At 46.3% G+C, this 25,277-nt stretch carries 25 protein-coding genes; 9 read left to right on the top strand and 16 right to left on the bottom strand.

The genetic code is table 11. From position 1 onward, the window contains the following. Positions 1-199: 199 nt before the first annotated feature. Positions 200-1,120: a LysR family transcriptional regulator gene (locus EC604_RS21310; protein ID WP_123066070.1), complete on the top strand. Its 921-nt coding sequence runs from the start codon at positions 200-202 to the stop codon at positions 1,118-1,120. A gap of 384 nt (positions 1,121-1,504) precedes the next feature. On the opposite strand, the gene EC604_RS21305 is transcribed toward EC604_RS21310, so the two are convergent. The 4 genes from EC604_RS21305 to EC604_RS21290 form a co-directional block, all read right to left on the bottom strand. Further along, positions 1,505-1,687 (bottom strand): hypothetical protein, encoded by a 183-nt coding sequence (locus tag EC604_RS21305; protein WP_123066069.1) that lies wholly within the window; start codon positions 1,685-1,687, stop codon positions 1,505-1,507. Between the two features lie 88 nt (positions 1,688-1,775). Next, positions 1,776-2,594: a carbon-nitrogen family hydrolase gene (locus EC604_RS21300; protein ID WP_123066068.1), complete on the bottom strand. Its 819-nt coding sequence runs from the start codon at positions 2,592-2,594 to the stop codon at positions 1,776-1,778. Positions 2,595-2,662: 68 nt separating this feature from the next. Continuing rightward, positions 2,663-4,288 (bottom strand): ABC transporter substrate-binding protein, encoded by a 1,626-nt coding sequence (locus EC604_RS21295; protein WP_123066067.1) that lies wholly within the window; start codon positions 4,286-4,288, stop codon positions 2,663-2,665. Positions 4,289-4,541: 253 nt separating this feature from the next. After that, positions 4,542-5,582, bottom strand: coding sequence for an ABC transporter substrate-binding protein (locus tag EC604_RS21290; RefSeq protein ID WP_123066066.1), 1,041 nt, complete (start codon positions 5,580-5,582; stop codon positions 4,542-4,544). Between the two features lie 244 nt (positions 5,583-5,826). Between EC604_RS21290 and EC604_RS21285 the strand changes: the two genes are divergently transcribed. The 8 genes from EC604_RS21285 to EC604_RS21250 all read left to right on the top strand — a co-directional run bounded on the left by EC604_RS21285 (position 5,827) and on the right by EC604_RS21250 (position 13,234). Further along, a complete protein-coding gene (locus EC604_RS21285; RefSeq protein ID WP_123066065.1) occupies positions 5,827-7,032 on the top strand; it encodes a pyridoxal phosphate-dependent aminotransferase in 1,206 nt (401 codons plus the stop codon). An 81-nt stretch (positions 7,033-7,113) separates the two neighbouring features. Beyond that, positions 7,114-7,380 (top strand): hypothetical protein, encoded by a 267-nt coding sequence (locus tag EC604_RS21280; RefSeq protein ID WP_123066064.1) that lies wholly within the window; start codon positions 7,114-7,116, stop codon positions 7,378-7,380. 26 nt (positions 7,381-7,406) lie between these two features. Next, the gene (proB, locus tag EC604_RS21275; protein ID WP_123066063.1) at positions 7,407-8,510 is read left to right on the top strand and encodes a glutamate 5-kinase; all 1,104 of its coding nucleotides are present in this window, start codon (positions 7,407-7,409) and stop codon (positions 8,508-8,510) included. A gap of 26 nt (positions 8,511-8,536) precedes the next feature. Continuing rightward, on the top strand, positions 8,537-9,784 hold the full coding sequence (locus EC604_RS21270) for a glutamate-5-semialdehyde dehydrogenase (RefSeq protein ID WP_123066062.1): 1,248 nt from the start codon (positions 8,537-8,539) through the stop codon (positions 9,782-9,784). A gap of 37 nt (positions 9,785-9,821) precedes the next feature. Then, positions 9,822-10,688 (top strand): pyrroline-5-carboxylate reductase, encoded by an 867-nt coding sequence (proC, locus tag EC604_RS21265; RefSeq protein WP_192895140.1) that lies wholly within the window; start codon positions 9,822-9,824, stop codon positions 10,686-10,688. Beyond that, positions 10,681-11,904, top strand: a complete 1,224-nt coding sequence (locus tag EC604_RS21260; RefSeq protein ID WP_192895139.1) for a 2,3-diketo-5-methylthiopentyl-1-phosphate enolase — start codon at positions 10,681-10,683, stop codon at positions 11,902-11,904. The genes proC and EC604_RS21260 overlap by 8 nt, the downstream gene beginning before the upstream one ends. After that, the gene (locus EC604_RS21255; protein ID WP_123066060.1) at positions 11,901-12,578 is read left to right on the top strand and encodes a 2-hydroxy-3-keto-5-methylthiopentenyl-1-phosphate phosphatase; all 678 of its coding nucleotides are present in this window, start codon (positions 11,901-11,903) and stop codon (positions 12,576-12,578) included. The genes EC604_RS21260 and EC604_RS21255 overlap by 4 nt, the downstream gene beginning before the upstream one ends. Positions 12,579-12,580: 2 nt before the next feature. Next, positions 12,581-13,234, top strand: a complete 654-nt coding sequence (locus tag EC604_RS21250; RefSeq protein ID WP_123066059.1) for a methylthioribulose 1-phosphate dehydratase — start codon at positions 12,581-12,583, stop codon at positions 13,232-13,234. A gap of 75 nt (positions 13,235-13,309) precedes the next feature. Here the strand turns inward: EC604_RS21250 and EC604_RS21245 are convergent, their stop codons facing one another. The 12 genes from EC604_RS21245 to EC604_RS21190 form a co-directional block, all read right to left on the bottom strand. Then, positions 13,310-14,656 (bottom strand): multi-tm2 domain protein, encoded by a 1,347-nt coding sequence (locus EC604_RS21245; RefSeq protein WP_123066058.1) that lies wholly within the window; start codon positions 14,654-14,656, stop codon positions 13,310-13,312. Positions 14,657-14,684: 28 nt separating this feature from the next. Next, positions 14,685-15,137 (bottom strand): hypothetical protein, encoded by a 453-nt coding sequence (locus EC604_RS21240; RefSeq protein ID WP_123066057.1) that lies wholly within the window; start codon positions 15,135-15,137, stop codon positions 14,685-14,687. Continuing rightward, positions 15,130-15,630 carry an RNA polymerase sigma factor gene (locus EC604_RS21235; protein ID WP_123066056.1) on the bottom strand — a complete coding sequence of 167 codons (501 nt, stop codon included), beginning with the start codon at positions 15,628-15,630 and terminating at the stop codon, positions 15,130-15,132. Before EC604_RS21235 ends, EC604_RS21240 begins: the two co-directional genes overlap by 8 nt. 306 nt (positions 15,631-15,936) lie before the next feature. Then, a complete protein-coding gene (locus tag EC604_RS21230; protein ID WP_123066055.1) occupies positions 15,937-16,641 on the bottom strand; it encodes a DnaD domain-containing protein in 705 nt (234 codons plus the stop codon). Positions 16,642-16,661: 20 nt separating this feature from the next. Further along, positions 16,662-17,957, bottom strand: a complete 1,296-nt coding sequence (asnS, locus tag EC604_RS21225) for an asparagine--tRNA ligase (RefSeq protein ID WP_123066054.1) — start codon at positions 17,955-17,957, stop codon at positions 16,662-16,664. Positions 17,958-18,059: 102 nt separating this feature from the next. Next, on the bottom strand, positions 18,060-19,265 hold the full coding sequence (locus EC604_RS21220) for an acetate/propionate family kinase (RefSeq protein ID WP_123066053.1): 1,206 nt from the start codon (positions 19,263-19,265) through the stop codon (positions 18,060-18,062). Next, positions 19,262-20,134, bottom strand: a complete 873-nt coding sequence (locus EC604_RS21215; RefSeq protein ID WP_123066052.1) for a 3-hydroxyacyl-CoA dehydrogenase family protein — start codon at positions 20,132-20,134, stop codon at positions 19,262-19,264. The genes EC604_RS21220 and EC604_RS21215 overlap by 4 nt, the downstream gene beginning before the upstream one ends. A gap of 133 nt (positions 20,135-20,267) precedes the next feature. Beyond that, on the bottom strand, positions 20,268-21,770 hold the full coding sequence (locus tag EC604_RS21210) for an AAA family ATPase (protein WP_123066051.1): 1,503 nt from the start codon (positions 21,768-21,770) through the stop codon (positions 20,268-20,270). Next, complete coding sequence (locus tag EC604_RS21205; protein WP_123066050.1) at positions 21,763-22,290, bottom strand: hypothetical protein; 528 nt, start codon at positions 22,288-22,290, stop codon at positions 21,763-21,765. The genes EC604_RS21210 and EC604_RS21205 overlap by 8 nt, the downstream gene beginning before the upstream one ends. Before the next feature lie 326 nt (positions 22,291-22,616). Beyond that, positions 22,617-23,147: a DUF5590 domain-containing protein gene (locus tag EC604_RS21200; RefSeq protein WP_123066049.1), complete on the bottom strand. Its 531-nt coding sequence runs from the start codon at positions 23,145-23,147 to the stop codon at positions 22,617-22,619. 44 nt (positions 23,148-23,191) lie between these two features. Beyond that, positions 23,192-24,499, bottom strand: coding sequence for an amidohydrolase (locus EC604_RS21195; protein WP_123066048.1), 1,308 nt, complete (start codon positions 24,497-24,499; stop codon positions 23,192-23,194). Beyond that, positions 24,483-25,139 carry a redox-sensing transcriptional repressor Rex gene (locus EC604_RS21190; RefSeq protein WP_123066047.1) on the bottom strand — a complete coding sequence of 219 codons (657 nt, stop codon included), beginning with the start codon at positions 25,137-25,139 and terminating at the stop codon, positions 24,483-24,485. The genes EC604_RS21195 and EC604_RS21190 overlap by 17 nt, the downstream gene beginning before the upstream one ends. Positions 25,140-25,277 lie beyond the last annotated feature (138 nt).

The following is a 25,277-nucleotide window of genomic DNA, read 5'->3' as shown; positions in this document are numbered from 1 at the left end:
TGTAGTATACAGAGGTTTCAATTGATAACAATTATCATTATCATATACAGCTTATACTACGTGCATGTCTTGGCTCTGTCAATGCTTTAATTTTCTCTTTTTGAATTCTTGTCAGGGCCATGCTTCCCTGACAAGAATAACGAACCCTTGCGCTTTAATGTTATAATAACGACATCGATGAAAGGAATGACGTATCATTATGGAATTCAGACAACTTCAATATACACTGCAGATTGCTGCTGAACGGAACTTCTCAAGAGCCGCAGAAAAATTACATATTGCCCAGCCTTCACTCAGTCAGCAACTGTCCAAACTTGAGAAGGAACTTGGCGTATTGCTTTTTCAACGGAATACCAGCACAGTTGAGCTGACACACGCGGGAGTTACTTTTGTTGAGCAGGCCCAAAAGATTGTGGATGCCATGGAGCTGCTTCGTCAGGAAATGTCGGATATCTCGCAGCTTCGCAAAGGAAAGGTTGTTGTAGGTAGCATGCCGATTACCGGTTCTCATCTGCTGCCGCATGTGCTTCCAGCCTTTCAACAAGCTTACCCCGACATCGAAGTAACTTTATTAGAAGATTCCGGAATTACACTTGAAAAATTAACAGCCAGCGGCAAGGCTGACCTCAGCCTGCTCTCTCTACCTTTGCAGGAGTCCAGCTTGTCATATGTCACGATTGGCGAGGAACGTATAGATCTGGCTGTACCGCCGAACCACCACTTGGCTCATCGGGGAGCCCCGGGCCATCTGCAACCTGTGCGGATTGATGAGCTTCGGGATGAACCTTTTGTTGTATTAAAAAAAGGACAGGGCTTCCGCAAGCTGACTTTTGACCTATGCGAACAGGCGGGTTTTGACCCGCAGGTGGTATTTGAGAGCACCAACATTGAAACACTTCAATCACTGGTGGCAACGGGTATGGGTATAACCTTGGTTCCCCGCTTTATCGCCCGTGCGCCTCGTAGTGAGTTCGTGCCTGTGTATGTTCCACTTGCTGATCCAACACCAAGTCGTACGCTTGTCGTCGCTTATCGTCAAGGGCGAGTCCTATCCAAGGCAGCCGAAGCTTTTATACAGACTTTTCAACAAACCGTTGCGGAGCTTTCCAAAACAGATTAAACCGATATCGCAACAGGTTCGTAGATTTTATGTTTTGTCTTTAACAGTCGCTAGCGTATGAGAGCATCCATAAGCTCATGCCAAAAAAGCTGTCCAGATAGTCTGATGACTACAGGACAGCTTTAATTGTTTACAGCACAACCAGAATGGCTAACCTGTAAAACATTGCAGCATCTTTTGTTACAGTACAATGTTGCTTGTTAATTCATTGAATTATGGCAATTGGACACTCATTATTCACGTATTAACTTTCATTTTACTGTTATACTGCTTAACATGTTTGTGTAACCAGATTGCATATATAATCACGGCCTTTTCCAGCACATCTCAAAATCATCATATTGCGTAACCTTCATCTACTCTGCGCAAGCAACTCTCTAAACCTTACCTTCGCAGATTGCGATCACTTGTCAGCCTGTTCTGTTGATCCATGGCACGGCTGTCTTCCTGCGAATTCTCAGGGGGTGATAAGCCTCCTGTCCCATTCTCTAAGAATGCTCTTAAATGATCTACCCTTCTGTTGCCTTGTTCCAGTCTCCTGAGCGTATCTTTCACATGGTTGTCCATTGATTGATCATCCTCCTTGGTGACGGGATAGTTATTATTACCCGCCTCCTGGAGCGATAAACAGCATATGCCATTTTTTTTGAGAAAACTATTTCCCGCTAAAATAAATGCTTGGTCTGCGATCCTCAAACACAGGAATGCGTCCGCGGACTTCATCAACCAAGGCAGGGCGGATCACTCCAGATACGAATTCTTCTCCTTCTCCACCTTCGGCGACAATCTCTCCCCACGGATCGATGATCATGGAGTGACCAAAAAATTCAGTATCTCCTCCTTTGCCGACGCGGTTACATGCAATAACATACATCTGGTTCTCGATAGCCCGAGCAGTCAATAATGTACGCCAGTGATGCAGACGCGGATGAGGCCATTCAGCAGGCACAATTAATGCACGTGCACCATTCAGAGCGAGGGTTCGAGCTAATTCTGGAAACCGAATATCATAACAGATCGATGCCCCCGCAGTCAGACCGTTGCCGAGTTCAAACATTTCAGGCTGTGCACCCGGCTCCAAATATTTTTCTTCATCCATCAGACGAAACAAATGAAGTTTATCATAACGTGATACTTCGGTACCTTCCTCATTATAGGCATACATCGTATTGTATATCTGTCCGTCACGCTTCTCCGCGATAGAACCGCCGACGATCGAAATACGATGTTTTTTCGCAAAAGCAGACAGCCATTCTCTTGACGTCTTCCCTTCCGGGTCAGCAAGTTCATGAATTTGCGGCAAAGCATATCCGGTATTCCACATTTCGGGAAGCACGGCCAGCTTTACATCCGGATATTGCTCGACTGCACGTTCGAGCAGTCTCTGCATATGTTGATGGTTAGCTTCCGGATCTCCCAGTTTAATATCCCCTTGAATCAAAACAACCCGCATTTCCCCTTGTTGATCAGTCATGACCCAACACTCCTCCGAACTGTAATACTTGATATCATAGCTTGATCCCTGGAAAATTCGCAACCGTATTAACTCAGATTACTAACTAACAGTTCAGGTAACCTCTCCAGCAACTGGTCACATATCTGTGCATCACCTGAATTCCAGGCCAGTTCTTCCAAAGGATACACACGTCCTAGTTCTACAGCCGTAAGAGCTCTCCAAGCTGGACTTCGTATCAGCTTCTCTGTCGCCTTTCGTGCATTTGGCTCCTGAGGCAACATGAGGAACAGATGATCTCCAGCATATTCTTGAACAGCATCAGCCGAAATCTCCTTGTACGCTCTGCCTGCTGCAAGAGCTTCCTGCACTTTATGAACAGGCCTAAAACCAAACGGGTGATATAATAATGGCGCAAGTCCGATATTTCCCATCACAAACAAGCGAGCTCCCCGATGGTATGTGAGTACTGAGGCTGTTTCACCTAGATCAATCAATTTGCCAAGCTTTTCCCACATCTGCAATGTACGTTCTTCATACGAACTTAGCCACCGCTCAGCTTGTTTCTTTCTCCCAAACCATTCCCCCACTCTAGTCAAACGTTCATGAAGAGACGCATGCGAGTTATAAGCTAGCGTAGGTGCAATGCGCGATAATTGCTCATACAGATACTCATCTTCGCTATCTATGATGATCAGATCCGGCTTCAAACGAATCGTCTTTTCAACATTGATCGGAGTGCCTGCATTATAGCTCTCATCCTCAATGAAATGGATACCTAATACTCGCAAATCCCCTGCAGTATCCCCATAATAGATCACTCGCTCTGGATTTGCGGGAATACGTACATCGTGTCCTAACCAGTCCTGTACGAGCGTCTGCTGTCGGATAGATCTTCCATACTGGCGAGGAGATAGTCCGGTGATCTGGCGAAAACGTCTGCTAAAATAATATTCATCTTTGAATCCGACACGGCTCGCAATATCACGTAAAGGCTCATCTGTCTTGCGTAACCACTCTTTGGCATGCTGAATTCGAACATGATTGATGTAATCGAGCGGTTTCAGCCCGGTGCGTTTCTTGAACATTGTCGTGTATAGTTTAGGGCGAACACCAGCCATATTTGCAAGCTTATGTACCGTGATTTCATCTCTGTAACACTCATCAATATACTGAATAGTCCGGATTAACCCGGACTCCGAATTTGTATCAGTACCTTTTGAGGTATAACGGGTTATAATCCGTTCCATCCATCGCTGAAACCGCACGTTCAGATGACAATACTCCGCATCATTTTTATAATTCCGGGAGGCAAACAATTCGACTAACTCTCCGCTCACAGGCTCATATGTAGCATCGTTGAACTGAGCACGTTGCTGGAATAAAGGCGGTGAATACCACTTGAGATGGCCGGGCAATACCTGAAAGGCATCATATGTCATAACCGTATAAGTCAAATGGTTTGAATTTCTGTGTTCAAGCTGGTATGCTTCGCCTGGGGAAATCGGATAGATGCAGCCCGCAGTAAAAGGCCAATGCTCCTGGCCGATATACAAGTGCCCTTCGCCTTCTTCACAGATTAGAAATGCATGTTTATCACACTGCGCTTCCAGCATGATTTGACTAGATGGTTCTATTCGTTGCTCCAGATGATGCAGCCGAAACATGAATGCCGAAAAAAATAACTCATCTTGATTCACACCCAACGTTTTCATGTCAATCTATCTCCTAGCACTACTGAGAATCATTATCACTAAAAACTCTGTGAAACTTATTATAGTCTAGTACTAATCTTATATCTAGATCATTTTGCAATGAGCTCCTTAGAGATACTTAGTATCAAAAAAGCGCTCAACAAAAGTTGATCGCTTTTGGGGATCTTATTTTATTTGAACATTACAATGGAGTTCCTGAAATTTTAAGATTTCTTTTGGTGGTGATTAGATTGTGAGATTCCATTGAACTTCATCATTGAATGATCTGTTCGGGCAGCTCTTTCAACAACCATTCTCTGGACATCGCATCGCCCGAGGCTTTGACGATATCAAAATGATACACCTTACCAGCTTTAACTGCCGGCAGGTTTTTCCATACAGGACTGTCCATTAATTCCTTGCTGGACTGCTTGGCATCTTCCGTTACAGGTTCAAGGATAAATATTCGATCCCCCGCAATTTCTGTCATTTTTTCCGTAGAAATCTCGGCAAATCCCATTTCCTCATTCAACAGCTTCTGGATCTCAGGTGTTGGCTTCATCCCATCTTTTCCGTATAACAACTGAGGTAACCCGGCTCCAGCCATCACAAAAAGGCGATTTCCCGGATACATCGTAAACACCGATGCTGTCTCTCCTTCTTTTAGACCTTGTTCACGAAGCTTTTTCCACATTTCCTCTGTTGCGGTTTTATTCGCTGTAATCCAGTCCTCTGCCTCTTGCTTTTTGTTTAAGAGATCGCCTAGCGTTCTCATGCGCTCCTCTAATGTTGCAAATGAATCAAAGGTTACTGTAGGTGCGATCTTTGAGATTTGATCATATTGTGCCTCATCGCTATTCGAGAAAATAATCAGATCGGGATTCAGTCCAACTGCTTTCTCCACACTAAACGGAAATCCTACATCTTCCGCATCCGCTACCTGCTTGTCAAACACCATGCCCTCCTGCCGCAGTATGCCTACCGGGTTAACGCCCAAAGCAACCAGATCACCGGTAACCTCTCCATGATAGATCACACGTTGAGGAGTGACAGGCACGGTCACGGTATGGCCTGTCCAATCCTTGAACTGCCTTGTCTGTCCCACGTCCCCTTCGTCGGCCGTAGTTTGTTGGTTTGTATCTGTATTTTTATTTGCCTGATTAGTCAGCTCAGTACCCTGATTTGTTGAAGTTGTTTCTGATGTTGATGCCTCGTTCCCACATGCGAGTAAAAGGACAGACAATGCCGTGACTGTCAATAAAAGGGCCGTACTTCTGAATTTCTTTTGGAATTTCTTTTGGACTTTGTTTTGCATCTCTATTTCTCCCCCTGTTTGATGTGTTCTCAAGATTCGAACTTAAATGATATTGATTATCATTATCGTAAAATATCTTACCCCATCGTTTTTCTGATCTCAATGGATAAACTTGAATTCTTCATTTCCCTTTTGTACAAAAATGTTCTTCCTTACTCCCATCTCCCTCTATACAGCTCGGGATTGACGTGATAAATTAATGAGAACGTTTTGCCATAAATGAACATCCGGAGTGATAAAACCGATGACTAATACTGAAAATAAACCTTCTTCTGTTTTCCCCATCCCGTCAGCGAATGTGATGTCAAAGCTACCAACGCAATTTTTTGCAACCCTTGTTCAAAATGTGAACCGCGAGATTGCAAGTGGTCATGATGTTATCAATCTGGGACAGGGTAATCCTGACACCCCTACACCACCGCATATTGTTCAATCTTTACAGCAATCGGCTGAAAATCCGCTTTATCATAAATACTCTCCGTTTCGCGGGTATGCCTTCCTGAAGGAAGCCGTTGCCCAGCGTTACAAAGAAGATTACAACGTTGATCTTGATCCCGAGACCGAAGTCGCTATTCTTTTTGGTGGCAAAACCGGACTGGTTCAATTACCTCAAGTCTTATTGAATCCCGGGGATGTATGTCTGGTTCCCGATCCGGGGTATCCTGATTATTGGTCAGGCGTGGCTCTCGCGCAGGCGCGTATGAGCTTCATGCCTCTTTTGAAATCAAATGCATTTCTACCCGACTATGGAGCGATACCCGCCGATGATCGGCAAAAGGCCAAGCTTATGTTCCTGAACTATCCCAACAATCCAACCTCGGCCACGGCTCCGCTATCCTTTTATGAGGATACTGTTGAATTTGCGATTCAGAATCAGATTGTCGTTGCCAGTGATTTTGCATATGGTGCGATTGGATATGACGGTCGCCGTCCTGTCAGCTTTTTGCAAGCTCCAGGAGCCAAAGAGGTAGGCATCGAGTTCTATACCCTCTCCAAAACATATAATATGGCGGGATGGCGTGTCGGATTTGCGCTGGGGAATGCAGAGATCATCTCCAAAATCAATCTGCTGCAGGATCATATCTATGTGAGTCTGTTTGGCGGTATCCAAGCTGCCGCTGCGGAAGCTCTGACAGGCCCGCAGGACTGTGTCACTTCACTGGTTGCACGATATGAATCTCGTCGTGATGCATTTTACGAAGCGCTTTCCGCGATCGGTTGGCAAGCGTGCAAGCCGGAAGGTTCATTTTTTGGATGGTTGCCTGTGCCGGAAGGATATACATCCTCTGGTTTGGCCGAACTTCTGTTACGAGAAGCGAAGGTTGCTGTCGCGCCTGGTATCGGTTTCGGCTCCCACGGGGAAGGTTATGTACGCATAGGTCTTCTGAGTGATGAGCAACGACTGCGTGAGGCGGCGGAGCGAATTGGCAAGCTTCATCTTTTCAAATAAGTTAAAGCTGAACAAGGTTACAATCTCTTTGCATATGCCAACTTTCCATGGTATGTTATAAGAAATAGTGAACGAAACGTGATGACGGGACCAGTAAGAGAGGATCAGCTGCGCACAGAGAGTAAATTCCATCTGGCTGCAAGAATTTACCGTGGCTTCTCTCCGAAACCTACCCCTGAGCGGCCTGTTATGTACAGGACAGTGCCTTCTGTTACAGGGCATGAGCCGGATGATCTGATGATGATCATCAATAAAGGTGGTACCGCGGAAGTAACGAACTTTCGTCCTTTTTTAACCAAAGGACGAGAGTTTTTTTTGTACCTAAGCAGCCTGCTTCGCAATCACTGATTAATTATGTTTAAGGAAGTGAAATCATGACTTCACGTATTGTCGTTAAAATCGGAAGCAGCTCATTAACCACCGAAGAAGGCGGCTTGGATCGCCAAGCGATATCCTTTTTCGCAGATGAAATGGCCTCGCTTGCTGCTCAGGGCCACGAAGTTTTACTCGTCACTTCTGGTGCCGTTGCTGCCGGATTTCGGGAGATCGGGTACCCTCAGCGTCCCAAACAGCTGCATGAGAAACAAGCGGCAGCGGCGGTTGGGCAGGCTTTGCTAATGCAGGCATATCAACAGGCTTTTGCGGCGCACCGCGTTACTACAGCGCAAATATTACTGACCCGTACCGACTTCCACAGCCGTAAGCGCATGGGAAATGCTGGTATGACTGTAGAGGAACTGCTAAAGCAAGGCGTCATTCCGATTTTCAACGAAAATGATACCGTATCTGTCGACGAATTGAAATTCGGTGATAACGATCTGTTGTCTGCGCTGGTTGCCAATCTGGTCAAGGCACAGCATCTGATCATCGTCACAGATACGAATGGGTTGTACACCGCTGATCCACGTAAAGACCCTGCCGCGAAGCGATACGACCGTATTCCTGAAATCACAGCTGAAATATATGCATATGCCGGCGGTTCGGGATCAGCTGTAGGCACAGGCGGTATGCGCTCCAAGGTGGATGCGGCCAAAGTCGCTACACGCGGAGGTGTTCCTGTTTTTGTAGGCAGTGTGAAAGAACCTGGTGACATGCAACTCGCTTTGGATGGAATCGGAAAAGGAACTTATTTTGAGACCAAGCTGGCCTCACTCTCTCGCAAAAAACAGTGGCTTGGCTTCATGTCCACTCCGCTTGGGACGGTGGTTGTTGATCATGGTGCTGAGGAAGCACTCGTTCACGGCGGTCACAGCTTGCTTCCTGTAGGCGTGAAGCGTGTTCTGGGAACATTTCATGCGGGCGATGTAGTCGAAGTGCTTGGCCCCGATGAGTCGTTGCTGGGACGTGGCATCGTCAATTACGATGATGATCAGCTTCGTCAGATTGCGGGACTGCCAAGCGGCGAGGTCATGAAACAGCTGAACAGCATCCATAGGCTTGAAGTGATTCATCGTGATGAATGGATCACCTTAAAATAATAGCTGAACTTAAGGAGGAATTTAAAATGAGTGAAGTTCGAGATAAAGCAAGTAAAGCCAAAGCTGTCGTCACACAATTAAACCGGCTGAGTACGGAGCAGAAGAACGCTGCACTGCGCACGATGGCTGACGCCTTGATTGCTTCGGCGGATGCTATCATTACTGCGAATGTGGAAGATCTGGATCGCGGCAGAGAACAAGGTACTCCTGAATCCATGCTGGATCGACTGGCACTGAATAAAGAGCGGATCACAGGCATCGCCGAAGGGTTGCGTCAGATCGCGGAATTACCCGATCCTGTGGGCGAAGTGCTCGAAACTTTTACACGCCCGAATGGCCTGCACATCGAAAAATCAAGAGTTCCGATTGGCCTGATTGGCATTATTTATGAAGCTCGTCCTAACGTAACGGTTGACGCTGCTGGCCTTTGTCTCAAAACAGGCAACGCTGTTCTCCTGCGCGGCGGCTCTTCTGCTCTCTCCTCCAATCGAAAAATTGTTGAGGTGCTGCATCAAGCGCTGGCGACTACGGCAATGCCTGCAGATGCACTTCAGTTGGTAGAAGACGCAGACCGTGCTTCCGTTGACGAAATGCTCAAGCTGAACGGCCTGGTGGATGTTATTATTCCGCGCGGTGGTGCTTCACTGATTCGTACAGTCGTGGCGAATGCAACCGTACCGGTCATTGAGACGGGTGCTGGCATCTGTCATACCTATGTGGATGAATCAGCAGACGAATCCATGGCGACCGACATTGCTATCAATGCGAAAGCACAGCGCCCCTCGGTATGTAACTCCATGGAAACCTTGCTGCTCCATGCGAACTATGCAGAAAAGCATCTGCCAACGCTGGCTGAGCGCTTCCGTGAAGCCAGCGTTGTTCTGAAAGGCTGTGAAACGGTACGTCGCCTTGTTCCGACAGCGGCCCATGCCACAGAGGAAGATTACGCAACAGAGTATAACGATTATATTTTAAACATCCGCGTTGTGGAAAATCTGGATGAAGCCCTGCAGCATATTGCACACTATGGGACGAAGCATTCCGAATGCATTGTGACCCGTGATGCCGCGCATGCAGAACGGTTTATGCAAGAAGTCGATGCGGCGGCTGTCTATCATAATGCTTCCACTCGTTTCACGGACGGATTCGAATTCGGATACGGTGCCGAGATTGGAATCAGTACACAGAAGTTGCATGCACGGGGCCCAATGGGGCTGCCTGCACTGACGTCAAGTAAATACCGGATTACAGGCAATGGTCAGATTCGCCAATAATTTTTGAGCAACCAGTTATATAGGAGGAACGATATACATGAGCCAAGAGCAACAGACACTACTACAACAAAAGATAACTTTCCACGGAGCAGGTGCGATGGCTGAAGCCATCGTGCGTGGGCTCATTTCCCGCCTTGTCGTTCGTCCTCAGGATATTACGATGCTGAATCGCAGCAACTTGAAACGTCAGGAGGAACTGAGTACCCGTTATGCCGTGCATACCGGAACGGCCTCACAATCACTGGATATCCTTTCCTCTTCCCCTGTGATTGTGCTGTGTATGAAACCCAAAGATGCCGCTGCGGCGTTGCGTGAACTAGGACCCCTGTTGTCGCCAAACCAGCTGATCGTATCCGTTATAGCTGGACTATCGATTCGTACGATGCAGAGCCTGCTTGGCCGTAAACAGCCGATTGCAAGAACGATGCCTAACACCTCCAGCACGATTGGACTTGGTGCCACTGGACTTGCTTTCTCTGCGGAGATTACCGATGAACAGCGTAGTACCGTCATGACGCTTTTCGAAGCTGTAGGGATCGTAACCATTGTGCCAGAAGACAAACTCGAAGTGCTCACGGGTATTTCCGGCAGCGGACCTGCTTATGTATACTATCTAATGGAAGCCATGATTGCAGCTGGAATCCGCGGCGGCTTGTCTGGTCAACAGTCTCGTGATCTGACCGTTCAGACGGTGCTTGGTGCAGCACGGATGGTGCAGCAGACGGGTATGGAACCGATGAAACTGCGCAGTGATGTAACCTCACCTGGAGGTGCAACGCAAGCAGCCCTGAAGACGCTGGATGAAGGAGACTTCTTTGAAAATGTCATTGCAGCCGTGGGCCGCTGTGCAGAACGCTCTCGCGAGATGGGAGCTGCGTTGGAAGGAGATTTAAAACATGAATAACATGTGTACTGCCACATATCGTCTGCATGATGATCATGCCGATTTTCACAAAAAAGCTCAATCGATTGCCGTAGGTATGACCGTGGGCAGTTGGACGGAGCTGCCTCAGGCGCAGCGGGAAGCCATGCAAAAACATCTGGGTGAAGTTATCAAGGTAGAAGTTCACGAAGCTGAAGGGTTAGCACCCGGAGAACGTTATGCAGATATCACCATTGGATATCCGGATATTAACTTTAGTCAAGATATCCCCGCTTTGCTTGTCACCGTTTTTGGTAAAATCTCGATGGACGGGCGCATCAAACTGAACCATCTCGGATTTTCAGATAACTTCCTGCGCGCTTTCCCGGGACCGAAGTTTGGACTGAGGGGTGTGCGTGATCTGCTTGGAGTTCAAGATCGTCCTTTGCTGATGAGTATTTTCAAATCGGTTATTGGACTTAATGCTGAAGAACTGCGGGAGCAGTTTATCCGTCAGGCTCTTGGGGGCGTGGATTTGATCAAGGACGACGAAATCCTGTTTGAGAACAAGCTTACACCGATTGAAAAAAGAGTTGAGGTCTGCATGAAGGCTGCCGAACAGGCTCGCCAAGAAACAGGCAAAAAACTTCTTTACGCCACTAATTTGACGGGACCTACGTCCCGTTTGAAACAACAGGCTGAACGTGCCATCGGCGCAGGAGCCAATGCGTTGCTCTTCAATGTGCTGTCCTATGGTTATGATGTGTTGCATGAACTAAGCAGTGATCCTGACATTAACGTGCCGATCATGGCTCACCCGGCACTTGCCGGTGCCTTATATCCATCACCGCATTACGGTATTTCTGCGTCTGTTGTATTGGGACAGTTGATGCGTCTCGCCGGTGCTGACCTGGTGCTCTTCCCTTCACCTTATGGCTCGGTTACGATGCCGAAGGAAGAAAATATGGCGATCACTGAGCAATTGCTCACAACCGATCTGCCTGTAAGAACAAGCATGCCAGTGCCTTCAGCAGGAATTCATCCAGGACTTGTTCCGATGATTCTGAGAGACTTCGGCAAGGATGTGATCGTCAATGCCGGGGGCGGGATTCACGGACATCCCATGGGAACCGAAGCAGGTGGACGTGCGTTCCTGCAAGCCATTGAAGCCGCTGGGCGCTCCATTCCACTGGCCGAGTATGCTGCCGATCACCCGGAGCTGAAAAGCGCACTGGATCTGTGGGGTGGAGAACGATGAGATCTGATAAGAAAACAGCGATTTTCTGTGATTTTGATGGAACCATTACACTCTCGGACAACATTGTAGCCATTATGAAACACTTCAAACCAGAAGGCATCGATGACGTCATGAAAGACACGATTGAACAAAAAGTATCTCTGCGCGAAGGAGTGGGAGCGATGTTTGCTCTTCTACCTTCCTCGCAAAAAGATGAGATTGTTGAATATGTCCTTGGACAAGCGGGCATCCGCGAAGGATTCCAAGCGTTTCTGGAATATGTTGGAAGCGAAAACATCGAATTTAATGTGACAAGCGGTGGCATGGACTTTTTTATTGAGCCGTTACTCGCCCCCTTCGACATTCCGCAGGATCATGTTTACTGTAACGGTGCAGATTTCTCCGGTGAATACATTCGCATTGAATGGCCGCATCCTTGCCAGCCTCCTTGCAACAACGGCTGCGGGATGTGCAAAACGACCGTCATTCGTACGTTTCCAGAAGAACAGTATAACCGGATTCTAATCGGAGACAGTCTAACAGACTTCGAAGGCGCTAAAATCGCGGACCTGGTCTACTCCCGCTCCATTCTGACAGATAAATGTGTAGAACTTGGTGTAGATCATGTGCCGTTTACGACCTTTTATGACATCATTGAAGATATGAAGCAGAAGCAATCACAAGGAGTGCTATAGACATGGGTTTTGAAAAGATTACACTGGAACATAAACGTCAGGTTCTGGAGGAACTGGCGGATGTCAAAGCTTTATTCGCAAGCCGGAACTGGTTTCCCGGCACAAGCGGCAATCTGTCGATGCGGGTAGGTGAATTCGACCCGGAACAATTTTATTTTGCGGTGACCGCCTCAGGCAAAGACAAGTCTCTGCGTACGCCGGAAGATTTCCTTTTTGTTGATAAGGAAGGCAAAGCGATCGAAGCGACTACGATGAAGCCAAGCGCCGAAACGTTGATTCACTGTGAAATCTATCGTTTAACCGGCTGCGGCGCGGTATTCCATGTGCATACGGTGTTTAACAACTTGATCAGCGAATTTTTTGGTGACGAAGGCCATGTGCCGATTCAAGGCATTGAATTGATCAAAGCCTTTAACATTTGGGAAGAGAATGCAGCCATTCGTGTGCCGGTTCTGCCCAACTTCGCACATATTCCTTCCATCGCCGAATTGGTACCGGGTGCACTGGATGCCAGTGTTCCAGGAATTTTGCTCCGCAACCATGGCATCTATGCTTGGGGTAAGGATGCTTTTGAGGCCAAACGTCATCTGGAAGCTTTTGAATTTTTGTTCGAAGTGATGTACCGTCAGCTTTTGCTGAAAGGCGCACAAAAATAGATTATTAACAAAACACACCAGCGGCTTGGGATCAGCCCTGGTGTGTTTTCTTTTATACCGTTTATTGTAAACGGATTATCGATTATCTCGATCCTTGAATAAAAAGAGACTCTCCAATTCATCATCCTTCGTGCGACTTGCACTGGAAATCGATGCCCCAGAAGTTGACTCACGCTGTTTTCCAAATAACAATTTTAACCCACCGAATATGAGCAAAAAGGAAACGATAACCGTATTCAAATACGAACGGATCTCATACGTCAGGAATACATTCGGAAACATCTCGTTTAATTGCGGAATAATCAGTCGAATCGTTAAATAGTACAAACCAAGGGCCGCGATCCCCATTCCGATAAAACGCTGATGTCGAACCCAGTCTTTAAAGACTGGCTGATCGCTAAGCGGCTCACGTCCATATCGACTGGAGCATTGAAGTCCGTCAAAGAAACTGTAGAACCATATGAGCGGAATCATAAACAGGAACACGGATAAGCGAAGAAGGTCCAGAATATAGATGCTGCCAAGGAAAAGAAACATCAGCTGCATCCCTCTTTTTTGCAATCCGAGATACAGATGCCCAGCACCCGGAAAAGCGGAGAGCAGTGTGGCCAAGACTTTGCTGCGCTTGCCCATAATTCGGCCTGTCTCCAGCTCTTCAAATAATGTTCGATCCTGCAACACTTCACCAGCCTGCTTGCGATGTACATGCTGGACCGCATCAAACATACAGTATACCCAGATTACAGGAAGAATGAGCAAAAACATCAAAAATATAGATTCGTTTGTGATGGCTGATACAAAAACCATCATGGCAAATGAACCAAAAAATGCGATCAAAAAGGACAAGCCCCGGTGAAGTAATCCGAGATGCAGATGCCCAAGACCAGGAACAAACGAAAGCAGAATCGTGAAAAAACGTTCTCCTTCACTTCCCTTTCGGTACATGGGCTGTTGCCCAGCATAAGCTGTGTTGCCGGGATATCCGGAATATCCAGCATATTCATGCTGAGTCTCAGCGCCCTGATGATGAATCTCATCCTTACCTCCCGGTCCCATTGGTTCTTGCTCTCTAACGTAATCCTCTGGACCGATAGAACCTTGAGGATGTCCAGAAGGATGACCATAGTACATGCCTTGTCCGCTGTAATACATTTCTCGGGCTGACGGTGCAGAGAGTAACACAATAATCATATCCAGCATACTGAGGCACCAGACAAAGATCACACCTAATAACCCAAAGACTAATAAATCCTTATCTCCGGCCAAATAGGCCAGCATGACAAAACCAATGCCCGTTCCAAAAAATAATAACGGGTAAACTACAGCTCGGGCCGTTCGCCGCCAATAGAGGAACCCGAGCCCAGGAAACAGGTTTAATAAAAATGCAAGTAATTTATTACGATCTGAATACACAGTCGTCATCCTTTCTATTCAGGCCATGTGAAACCAATCAAGGTTTGGGTTTGAAATTATCCAGCCATGAGGTAGCTGCCTCGGTCCATTTCTCAGTAAATGAGCCTGCAGTGTCACCTTCTTGAAATTTATGATAAGGGGCTACCTTGTCAAATAGTCCGGAAGATAGAAAAACCAATGTTAAACAGGCAGCTACGGCGTAGTGAAATACTCTATGTTCAAACCATCGGCGGGTTCGTTCTCCACGAGAATGTCGTATCTTGCCATTGGACGCTATACTCTCAATTCGATTCATTACGGAATTTGTAAAATCAACGGAATTCGGTAACACAGGATAGTTTTGCTTTAAGTCTAAAGCTTCAAGATAACTTTCCATTGCGTCTGGTTCATTTATAAGAAACTGCTCCATCAGAATCGCTTGATTACCACTTATTCGACCTTCAATATAATCCGTCCATTGCTGAATGGTATACATCTCTTTTTTACTCACGCCACTCTTCCTCCTTCCAATGACTTCGAATCCATTGTCTAGCCCGGTATAACCTTGATTCTACCGTTTTTACAGCCACCTGAGCTTCCTGGGCAATTTGCTCATAATTTTTCTCGCTCAGATAATAAGCGGTAATAATTTCCCGGTGCTGGGCAGGTAGCTGATTAATCCGTTCACGAAGTTTCTCCTGCCGTTCTTCACGAATAACACGGGCTAAAACGTCTTCATCCCGTGCGGGCAGGTTCACTACCATTTCATCTCCGCCTAGATCTTCAGCACTCCGTCTGCCCAGCTTGCGTTTGGCATCAATAGCCTTATGAAAAGCAATTCGTGTGATCCACGTCTTGAACCCTTCGGATCGGTAGTCGGGGAGAGATTTATAAATCTGAATGAACGCCTCCTGGGCGGCATCCTGTGCATCCTGATCGTTACGTAAGACAGAATACGCAACATGATAGACATGCTGGCTGTATTTGTCGATCAGAACACGCATTTGGGATGCATCCCCTTGACGGATTTGTTCAATTACGAGCGCTTCGTCAATAACTCTCCCCTCCTCTCCAATTCTATAGACGACGACTGGTCAACTGACCCCTGCAATTTTTATTAACTTTTTATAATTAGTCTCCCTATAGGATATTCTAGTTATGTTCCTTGAACCGACCGAGCGACCAGTTAAACTATTAAATTTCCTCAAAAAAAACGTGATATAGACATACATAAAGCTTTCCGAAATGTATTATGGAGTAAAATAATATCAAAAAACAGGCACAGAATAAATTCTGGCCTGTTTATTAATTTAACGTCCGCCATTGCGGAAACGTTGCGTATACGCTTTGGCATCCTGTACATTTTTAACACGATTCCTGCTCCACTCCAGCAAAATTCGGTCGATGTACCTGAAATGCACTTTTCCTGCAAATACCGCTTCTTTCAAAGCCATCAGAATCAGCTCTTCCTGATAGCGATCCTGATCCAGCCAGCTGGAGATGGTTTCACACTCCATCGGCGAGAGAGGACGACCAAATTCCTTTTCAAAAATAGAGAACATATTCCGCTCTTCCTCTTCTTTTTGAACACTGTTCGAATCCGGACGTGAGGCATTCCCTTTTTGTTGTTCTGACCGGATATGTGCTGCTTCTTCCGATGTACACATCGCTAGCTTGGCATACAAGCCGTGCAGGTCATATCGTTCATACTGAATATCCCGTTCTTCATCCCGATGCTCATCAATTGTAATATACCCATCCCTCATCAGACGTTGCAACATTCTGGCAATGCCTTCAGGAGCAAGTCCCATTCGTGTGGCAAGCTCTTCAAGGGTTGGAAATTCATTGAATTCTGCCTGACGGAAGCCCAGCAATTGAATGAGAAGCAAAACCTCAGTATCGGACAAGCCAAGCTGATGATAAAAACGTAGTAAGGCATATGGTAATTGAGCTGTACCTGAGGCCATACCGTAGGCTGCCCCGCTTAACCAGGCTTTGGAGGACGCGTCTTCCATATACTCTTTCCCGTTAAACATTAAGGATACAGACGATAGAGCATACGAGGGAATGCGATGGTCTCACGAACATGGTCAAGTCCACAGATCCAGGCTACCGTGCGCTCCAATCCCAGACCGAAACCGGAGTGGGGAACCGATCCGTATTTACGCAGATCCAGGTACCACTGGTACGCTTCATCCGAAAGGTTGTGCTCTTCAAAACGTTGTTGCATTAGTTCTGGATCATCGATACGCTGTGATCCACCAATGATCTCACCATAACCTTCTGGCGCAATCATATCCGCACACAGAACAACTTCAGGGCGATTTGGATCTGGTTTCATGTAAAATGCTTTGATTCCAGCTGGGTAGTGCGTAATAAATACAGGAGTATTGTATTTTTCCGCAATCGCTGTTTCATGAGGTGCACCGAAATCTTCGCCCCAAGGAATGTCAAAGCCTTGTCCATTCAGGAACTCAATCGCTTCGTCATACGTAATACGCGGGAACGGAGCTGTAATGCCTTCCAGTTTGGAAACGTCACGCCCGATGGACTCCAGCTCTGTACGGCAATTTTTCACCACGGATTGAACGACATGCGCGATGAATTTCTCTTGTACGCGCAAGCTTTCCTCGTGATCGACAAATGCCATCTCCGGCTCAATCATCCAGAACTCAATCAAGTGCCGACGTGTTTTGGATTTCTCAGCACGGAACGTTGGGCCGAAAGAGTATACTTTGCCCAGTGCCATAGCCGCGGCTTCCATGTACAGTTGTCCACTTTGCGTCAGATACGCGTCCTCATCAAAATATTTGATATGGAACAAGTTCGTTGTGCCTTCTGCAGATGAAGGTGTCAAGATCGGCGGGTCCACCTGTGTGAATCCGTTACCATCAAAAAATTGCTGAACAGCACGAATAATCTCTGCACGAATCACCATTACAGCACGTTGCTTGGTGGAACGAAGCCACAGATGGCGATGATCCATCAAGAAATCCACACCGTGCTCTTTCGGTGTAATTGGGTAGTTTTCCGTCAGATGAATAATTTGAACACCAGTAACGGTCATCTCATACCCTGACGCACTGCGTGGCTCTTCACGGATAACGCCTGTCACGTAGACAGAGCTTTCCTGGGTCAGGCTTTTGGCATCATTCCAGATGTCTTCGCTGACTTCACTCTTAACGACTACACCTTGAATATATCCAGTCCCATCACGGAGTTGCAAAAACTGAATTTTACCGCTGGAGCGTTTGTTATTAATCCAAGCGCCAATGGTAACTGTCTCACCCACGTGTTCGTTCACATTACGAATTACACAATTCGTATCCATGCCCATATCTCCCCTTGGTTCCATAAATTTGAAAATGCAGCGGACAGGTTCGCACCTGTCCTCTGCACTTCATTGTCATCCTGTATTTACTTTACAGTTAGATTACTTAGAATTCAATACGATTCGGTGTGTATCTCTTGCGATGACCAATTCTTCGTTCGTAGGTACGACGAGAACGTCCACTTTTGAATTTTCAGTTGTAATACGGCGTGGTTCACCGGAACGGATCGCATTTAATGCTTCATCCAGCTCAACACCAAGGTATGTCAATTGCTCACATACTTTCTGACGAAGAACAACGGAGTTTTCACCTACACCAGCTGTAAATACGATCACATCTACACCGTTCATTGCCGCAGCATAAGAACCGATGTATTTACGCAAACGATATTCATACATTTCAAATGCCAGCGTCGAATTCGGCTCGCCTTTTTCCATGCCTTCTGTAATTTCACGCATATCACTGCTGATCCCGGAAATCGCCAAAAGTCCACTGTGTTTGTTTAACATGGAGCTTACTTCGCTTACGCTAAGTTCTTCCTTGTTCATCACATAAGGCACAATCGCTGGATCGAGGTCACCACTGCGAGTTCCCATCATCAAACCTTCGAGTGGAGTCATGCCCATCGATGTATCCACAGATACGCCGCCTTTAACTGCCGTCACACTGCCGCCGTTACCTACGTGACAAGTGATGATTTTCAAGTCTTCCAACGGACGACCAAGATACTCGGCCGCCGCTTTGCTCACGTAATCATGGGAGGTACCATGCGCGCCGTACCGACGTACTTTGTATTTTTTGTAAAGTACACGTGGAATAGCATATAGATAAGCATGTTCAGGCATCGTTTGGTGGAACGCTGTATCAAACACCATTACCTGAGGCACACCTGGCATATTCAATTCAGCCGCACGGATACCCATCATTGCTGCCGGGTTATGAAGCGGAGCTAGGTCGAACAATCGACGAATTTCCGCTTTTGCAGCATCGTCAACAAGCGAAGATTCTTTAAACGCTTCACCGCCGTGTACTACACGGTGACCTACAGCCTGAATTTCACTAACAGAAGCAACCACGCCGTGTTCCTTGTGTGTCAACAAATCAATGACTTTACGAATCGCAGTCGTATGTTCCAGAATCTCACTAACTTCCGTAACTTCCTCACGGCCAGTCGGTTTATGTGTCAGAATGGAAGAATCCATCCCGATTCGCTCTACCAGACCTTTCGCAAGTACCGATTCATCTTCCATATTATACAATTGATATTTGAGCGAGGAACTCCCCGCATTAATTACGAGTATATTCACAGACGGTCACCATCCTTGTCGTACTTGAAGAATCCTTCTCCTGTTTTTACGCCCAGATGACCTGCACGCACCATTTTCTTCAGGACAATCGAAGGACGATATTTCAGTTCTCCGAATTCACGGAACATTCTTTCAAGAGCTGCTTCAACGGAATCAAGTCCGAAACGGTCAGCCATTTCAAGCGGTCCATGCTGGAAGTTATAACCGATACGCATTGCGTCATCGATATCTTCAGCTGAAGCTACCCCTTCTTGCAGAACGTGAAGTGCTTCGTTGATCAGCAAGCAGATCAGACGGGAGGTTACAAATCCAGGGGATTCGTAGATCATAACGCCTTTTTTGTCTACGACTTCTTCAACAAAGCGGCGAGTTTCTTCGAATGTAGTATCGGATGTTTTCAAACCACGAATAATCTCAACAAGATCAACCCGGGATACCGGGTGAATAAAGTGCATACCAATAACACGCTCTGGGTACTTGGTCGAGCTTGCAAGCTCGGTCAAACTCAGCGTGGACGTGTTACTTGCCAAAATAACATTGCTTGGACATACCTGATCCAATTGATTAAAGACTGCTTTTTTAGCTTCCAGATCTTCCGAGATCGTTTCAATAACCATATCGCAAGAGCCCAGTTCAGCCAAATGCGCTACTTTCGTAATGCGGGAGAGGATCAATTTCTTCTCCGCTTTGGTAATCGCCCATTTCTCGAGCTGTTTATCCAAATTTGTTTCAATCATGTCATATGCATGATCAAGCTTTTTAGTCGTATGCTCCACCAGAAGCACATCAAGTCCTTTGGCTGCGAGCATCTGGGAAATTCCCTGCCCCATCGTACCGCCGCCGACAACTCCTATTTTTTTGAAAAACATGGTTCTGCTCCATCCTTTCGGTTCTCTATTTCTCTATTGTACCCTGTTCGCCGAAAATTACAAATTTCGACCCAACAACTAATAATATCTTAGCACGACTGAAATGTAAAAAAAAATAACCAGCATAAAGAAATTATGCTGGTAAACGTGCACTGTCACGAAATTGACAACGAAATTGTTCTCCTGACAAAACTTCCTCACGCATCAGAATGTCGAGTGAATTGTCGAAAATTAACCGTTGCTCTTCAAGCCGGCGTTTCGTCTGCTCCATCAGTTCCTGAAGAATGACTTTATTTTCTCTCATCAGCTCTTCAGTCGTGACCATATCCATATTTACAATCCCGAGGGAAGTCAAACCAGAAGCCATCATCGTCTGTACGACATTCGTCGCCTGTTCAAAGTCATTGCGTGAACCTGTGGAACGACCACCATAGTACATCTCTTCCGCGGCTGCACCACCTAGGGCAATCATGATCTGTTCCTCCAGGAATCGTTTGGTATACAGAAACTGCTCCTGCTGCGGGTTATGACGCACATATCCAAGTGCCTGTCCACGCGGACTAAGGGCTACCTGGCTTACACTTCCAGGGCGCACAAGCTCTGCCATAATAGCATGTCCCAGTTCATGGATGGCCACTCTTTTCTTTTCTTCCACGCTCGACTCGCGATCCGTTTTCTCACCCATCATCACTTTGTCTATCGCAAGCGATAAATGACGCTGTTCGATGGTCAGTATTCCCTCACGCATCGCATAGATCGCTGCTTCATTCATGACACTTTCAAGCTGTGCACCTGAGAAACCGTAAGACTCTTCTGCCGTTTTTTCCAGATTCACGTCCTGTGTAAGCGGTTTGTTCACCGCGTGTAGTTCCAGAATGTGTTTTCTACCTTTTTTATCTGGTAAATCCACCTGAATATGACGGTCAAAACGCCCTGGTCGTGTCAGTGCACTATCGAGCATCTCTTTACGGTTGGTAGCTGCAATCAGCAATATTCTAGGTGTATCGGAAGTATAGATACCATCCATCTCCGTCAGCAACTGGTTTAAGGTCTGATCATACTCACGCTGCTGTCCGCCTTCACGTTTACCACCAATCACATCAATCTCATCGATAAAAATGATAGCATTCTCCTTGTTTTCCTTGGCAGCCCGTGTTCTGGCATCCTTAAACAAATCCCGGATTCTGCTGGCACCTACACCTACATACATTTCGACAAACTCACTGCCTGATGCAGCGACGAAAACCGAATCGGTGTAGTGAGCTGCTGCTTTCGCCATCAACGTTTTCCCTGTTCCCGGAGGGCCCGTCAGCAAAATGCCTTTCATTGGCCTTATCCCAAACTTCTGAATTTCTTCATGACGGATTAGAAAGTCAAGCGCTTCTCTTAATTCCTGCTTGGCACTGTCCTGACCTCCAATTTCTTCGAACGTCAGTTTTGAAGGTCCTTTTTTCTTCCGTTTACGTTCTTGTCCAGCACCTACCGTTATTCCACCGCGCATCTGCATCATGAATAACAACCCGCCAACCAGCAATGCAGCGATCAGAATCGGAACAATATTCACACCGATAAAAGCAAGAAAAATGATAACAACTGGGACAAATCCTATGGCAATTTCTTTTGTCCATTTAGGCATTAGGCCACACTCCTATCTGACCGGGTACACGCGGCAGTATAATGAACTTGCTGGCTTCTCCGTCTCGCAGACTCACATAAACATTGTTGTCATCCATCGCCGTATTGACTTGAATTCCTCCTGTGGCCATCTTGGACAACGTCGGAGTAATCTCGGCGTATTGTTTGTTCTCCATCGCCTGAGCTACGGTAAACATGGCATCTCCCCACCAGTTTTCAAGAGCCTCATTGGAGTGGTCTACGACATCCAGTTTCAGGGCACGGGAGCCGATCAGGTTCTGTCCTTCTCTATGAATATATTGCACCAGTCTACCTAAATCTACATTCGGCTTTAAATCAAGTTTCATTTGTACATCGTTACGGTTAATAGTTAACTGAACACTATTAACACCATCGTACTGAGTAACCATCTTTTCTATTGGGCTCTGTACGGCTACTTGACGATATATGAACCAACCTCCAAACAATAGGACGGCAGAAACAACGGCAGTTAGAACAATAGGCAATACTTTCAGCTTCAAATGAATTACCCTCCCAAAATGAGCCCGTCCTTAATCTACAGGCTTATATATTTAGCTGTACAAGATGGTCTGCAACGTTTATTGCAGATTTGTTTGCGTTTTTCGTTAACTTCAGTACATATCTGAGTATATCACATCGTATATACAATTTCGAAGGCGAAAATATGAATAAAATAATAATTTTAACTATTTTAATTTCATTCGATGGTTGGAATGCGAAAAAACCGGTTCAGTCGGTATCCCGTCTGCCGGTTTTTTTGCTTATTATTATGTTGAAACGAATTTGAATTGACCGTTCTATTGATCATACCAGAGTGATGACGAGGTTAGCTGTTCGGTAACGTATATACCAAATCTACCTGCTCTCCATTGCTAAATCGGTAGAAACGATAATAGTTATGCGTGTCATCGTTATAATACACTTGCCACACGTATATATTGTTCACAACACCAGGCATGATGCGTTTGATCTCACCGTCTGGCACGTCAGAGCTGAAACGATTGCGAATCTGCGTTTCGGACATGCCATTCTGCAATAACTCACTATGCACACCTGCAGCGCCTTGGACAGGCTGATTGTTATTATCAAACTTGACCCAGACCATGATGTCCTGATTATCTTTGTTTTTGGCTGTCATCGTCCAGTAGATGTTGTCAGCGCCACTCTTTTCGCCCCACACGTACTTTCGAAGTTCATCAGGTGACGTAATTCCCAACTCATTCTGTGCTGCCTCAATCGCCAATGCTTCTTCCTTACGCTGATCTTGCGTGACGTAGACGTAGTACCGCTGAAGTCCAAACAAGACCAGAACGAGTATGAGCAGCGATATCCATATCCACTTCTTTTTTTTCTTCAAGAGTTGAACTTCCTTTCCCTAAAAATGCGCATTGAAGTCGCCTCTTAACGCGCAAGCAATTGATCAAAGGCTAACTGGGATTCCCGCAAAATGCGCTCTTCATCCAATGTCAGACATTCACCATGCTTAACGACTTGTTTTCCATCTACCCACACATGTTCCACATCTTTCGCCGAAGCCGAGTAGATGGCATGGGATATCAAATCCGTGTGCGGATAGAAGTGAGCTTGTTCAATATTCAGCGCAATAAAATCAGCCTTCTTCCCAACTTGCAGTGCACCGGTATCGTTCAGAAAGATGGACTTCGCGCCGTAAGCTGTTCCAAGCAGCAGCGCTTCACCAGCAGGTACAGCGGTTGGGTCACCGGATACGCCTTTGTGGATCAAAGCTGCAAGTCTCATTTCCTCAAACATATCCAGATTGTTATTGCTTGCCGGTCCGTCTGTTCCCAGCGATACAGTTACACCTGCTTTTAACAAGGCAGGAACACGGGCAACACCCGATGCGAGCTTCAAATTACTGCCTGGATTATGAGATACAGCCACATCATGACGCGCCAAAATCTCAATCTCTTCATCGTTCAGATGCACCGCATGTGCTACAAGTGAAGGACGTGAGAAGAAGCCGTGCTTCTCCAAATGGGCCACTGGACGTAAGCCGTAATCTGTTACATTCTGCTCCACTTCACGCAATGTCTCTGACATGTGGGTGTGAAGAGGCAGGTTTAAATCATGCGCAACCTGAACAAGTTTCTCTATGTAATCTGGAGGGCATGTGTAAGGTGCGTGCGGAGAGATTACGGTTGTGATGCGTCCATCCGCCTGTCCATTCCATTCACGCGCAAATGCAGCGGACTCTTCGAGCTTTCGCATCTGCTCTTCTTCAGAGCACAGTCCAATGACACCACGAGCCAGCGCAGCTCTAGCCCCTGACTGTTCAACCACTTTTGCCACCTGATCCATGTGGTCATACATGTCCAGAAAAGCTGTTGTTCCGCCTTTTAACATCTCAAGCACCGAAAGGGATGCTCCCCAATACACGTCCTCAGAAGTCATTTTGGCTTCCATTGGCCACATTTTTTCTTGTAGCCACACTTGCAGTGCCAGATCATCACCATGACCCCGAAGCAGAGACATCGCTGCATGACCATGCGTATTGATCAGACCCGGCAGGAAGAGCATACCTTTTCCATCCACTTTAGGCAGGTTCTCGTCACCATCCGGCAGCGTCTCACCAATATGAACAATCTTATCATTCTCAACGACCATATATCCTTGAACCACAGTCCAATCTGCACCTTCGTTTACAGCAAATTTACCATGGTGGATTACCCATTTATTCGTTGTTGTCATCAAGCTCATCTTCCTTCCCATTCTCCAAATAATAAGCCAAACTGAGCAAATCCGTTGTAAAGTCTGCATGATGAATGCGAACATGTGAAGGCGTCTTTAGAATCGTTGGCGCAAAATTCAGAATCGCCTCAATGCCCGATTCAATCAGTTGATCGGCAACGTTCTGAGCTTCGGTGTCCGGCACCGTGATGATACCGATACGAATGTTGTCTTTCTGAACCGCTTCGGTAAGTTCTTCCATCGGTTGTACGGTCAGGCTATTAATTTTACTGCCGATCTTCGGCCCAAAGGCATCAAAAATAGCGACAATTTTCATATTGTCCTTCAAATAAGCATTATAATTCGATAAAGCATGTCCGAGATTACCGGCTCCCACCAGAGCTACATTAATTTGCTGATCGATTTTCAAAATGTGCCGAATCTTTTCAATCAGGTAAGACACATCATACCCGATTCCTTTACGACCAAAATCACCGAAATACGCTAAATCTTTACGAATTTGAGCTGGATTCAGATCCAGTCGCTGTCCCAGTTCCTGCGAGGAAACCGTTGTCACCTCACGTTGAACCAACTCGTTTAAATAACGCAAATATACAGGCAGACGCCGTACTACCGCTTCTGATATTTTATCCGATTTCATCCTTGCTCCCCCTTACCATCGCCACGATTAAATAAATATTGAAAAGATGAGCATTCTGTATACATGCAAGATCCTTGCATCATGTCCTCATACAGAATGCCCGAATTAATAGGAATATAAGTTCATATAAGCGCTGCC

The organism is Paenibacillus amylolyticus, assembly GCF_003719335.1.
In the GTDB taxonomy this organism is placed as follows: Bacteria; Bacillota; Bacilli; order Paenibacillales; family Paenibacillaceae; genus Paenibacillus; species Paenibacillus amylolyticus_D.
The sequence above is the reverse complement of the archived record's forward strand: the minus strand, read 5'-3'. Positions and strand labels throughout refer to the sequence as shown.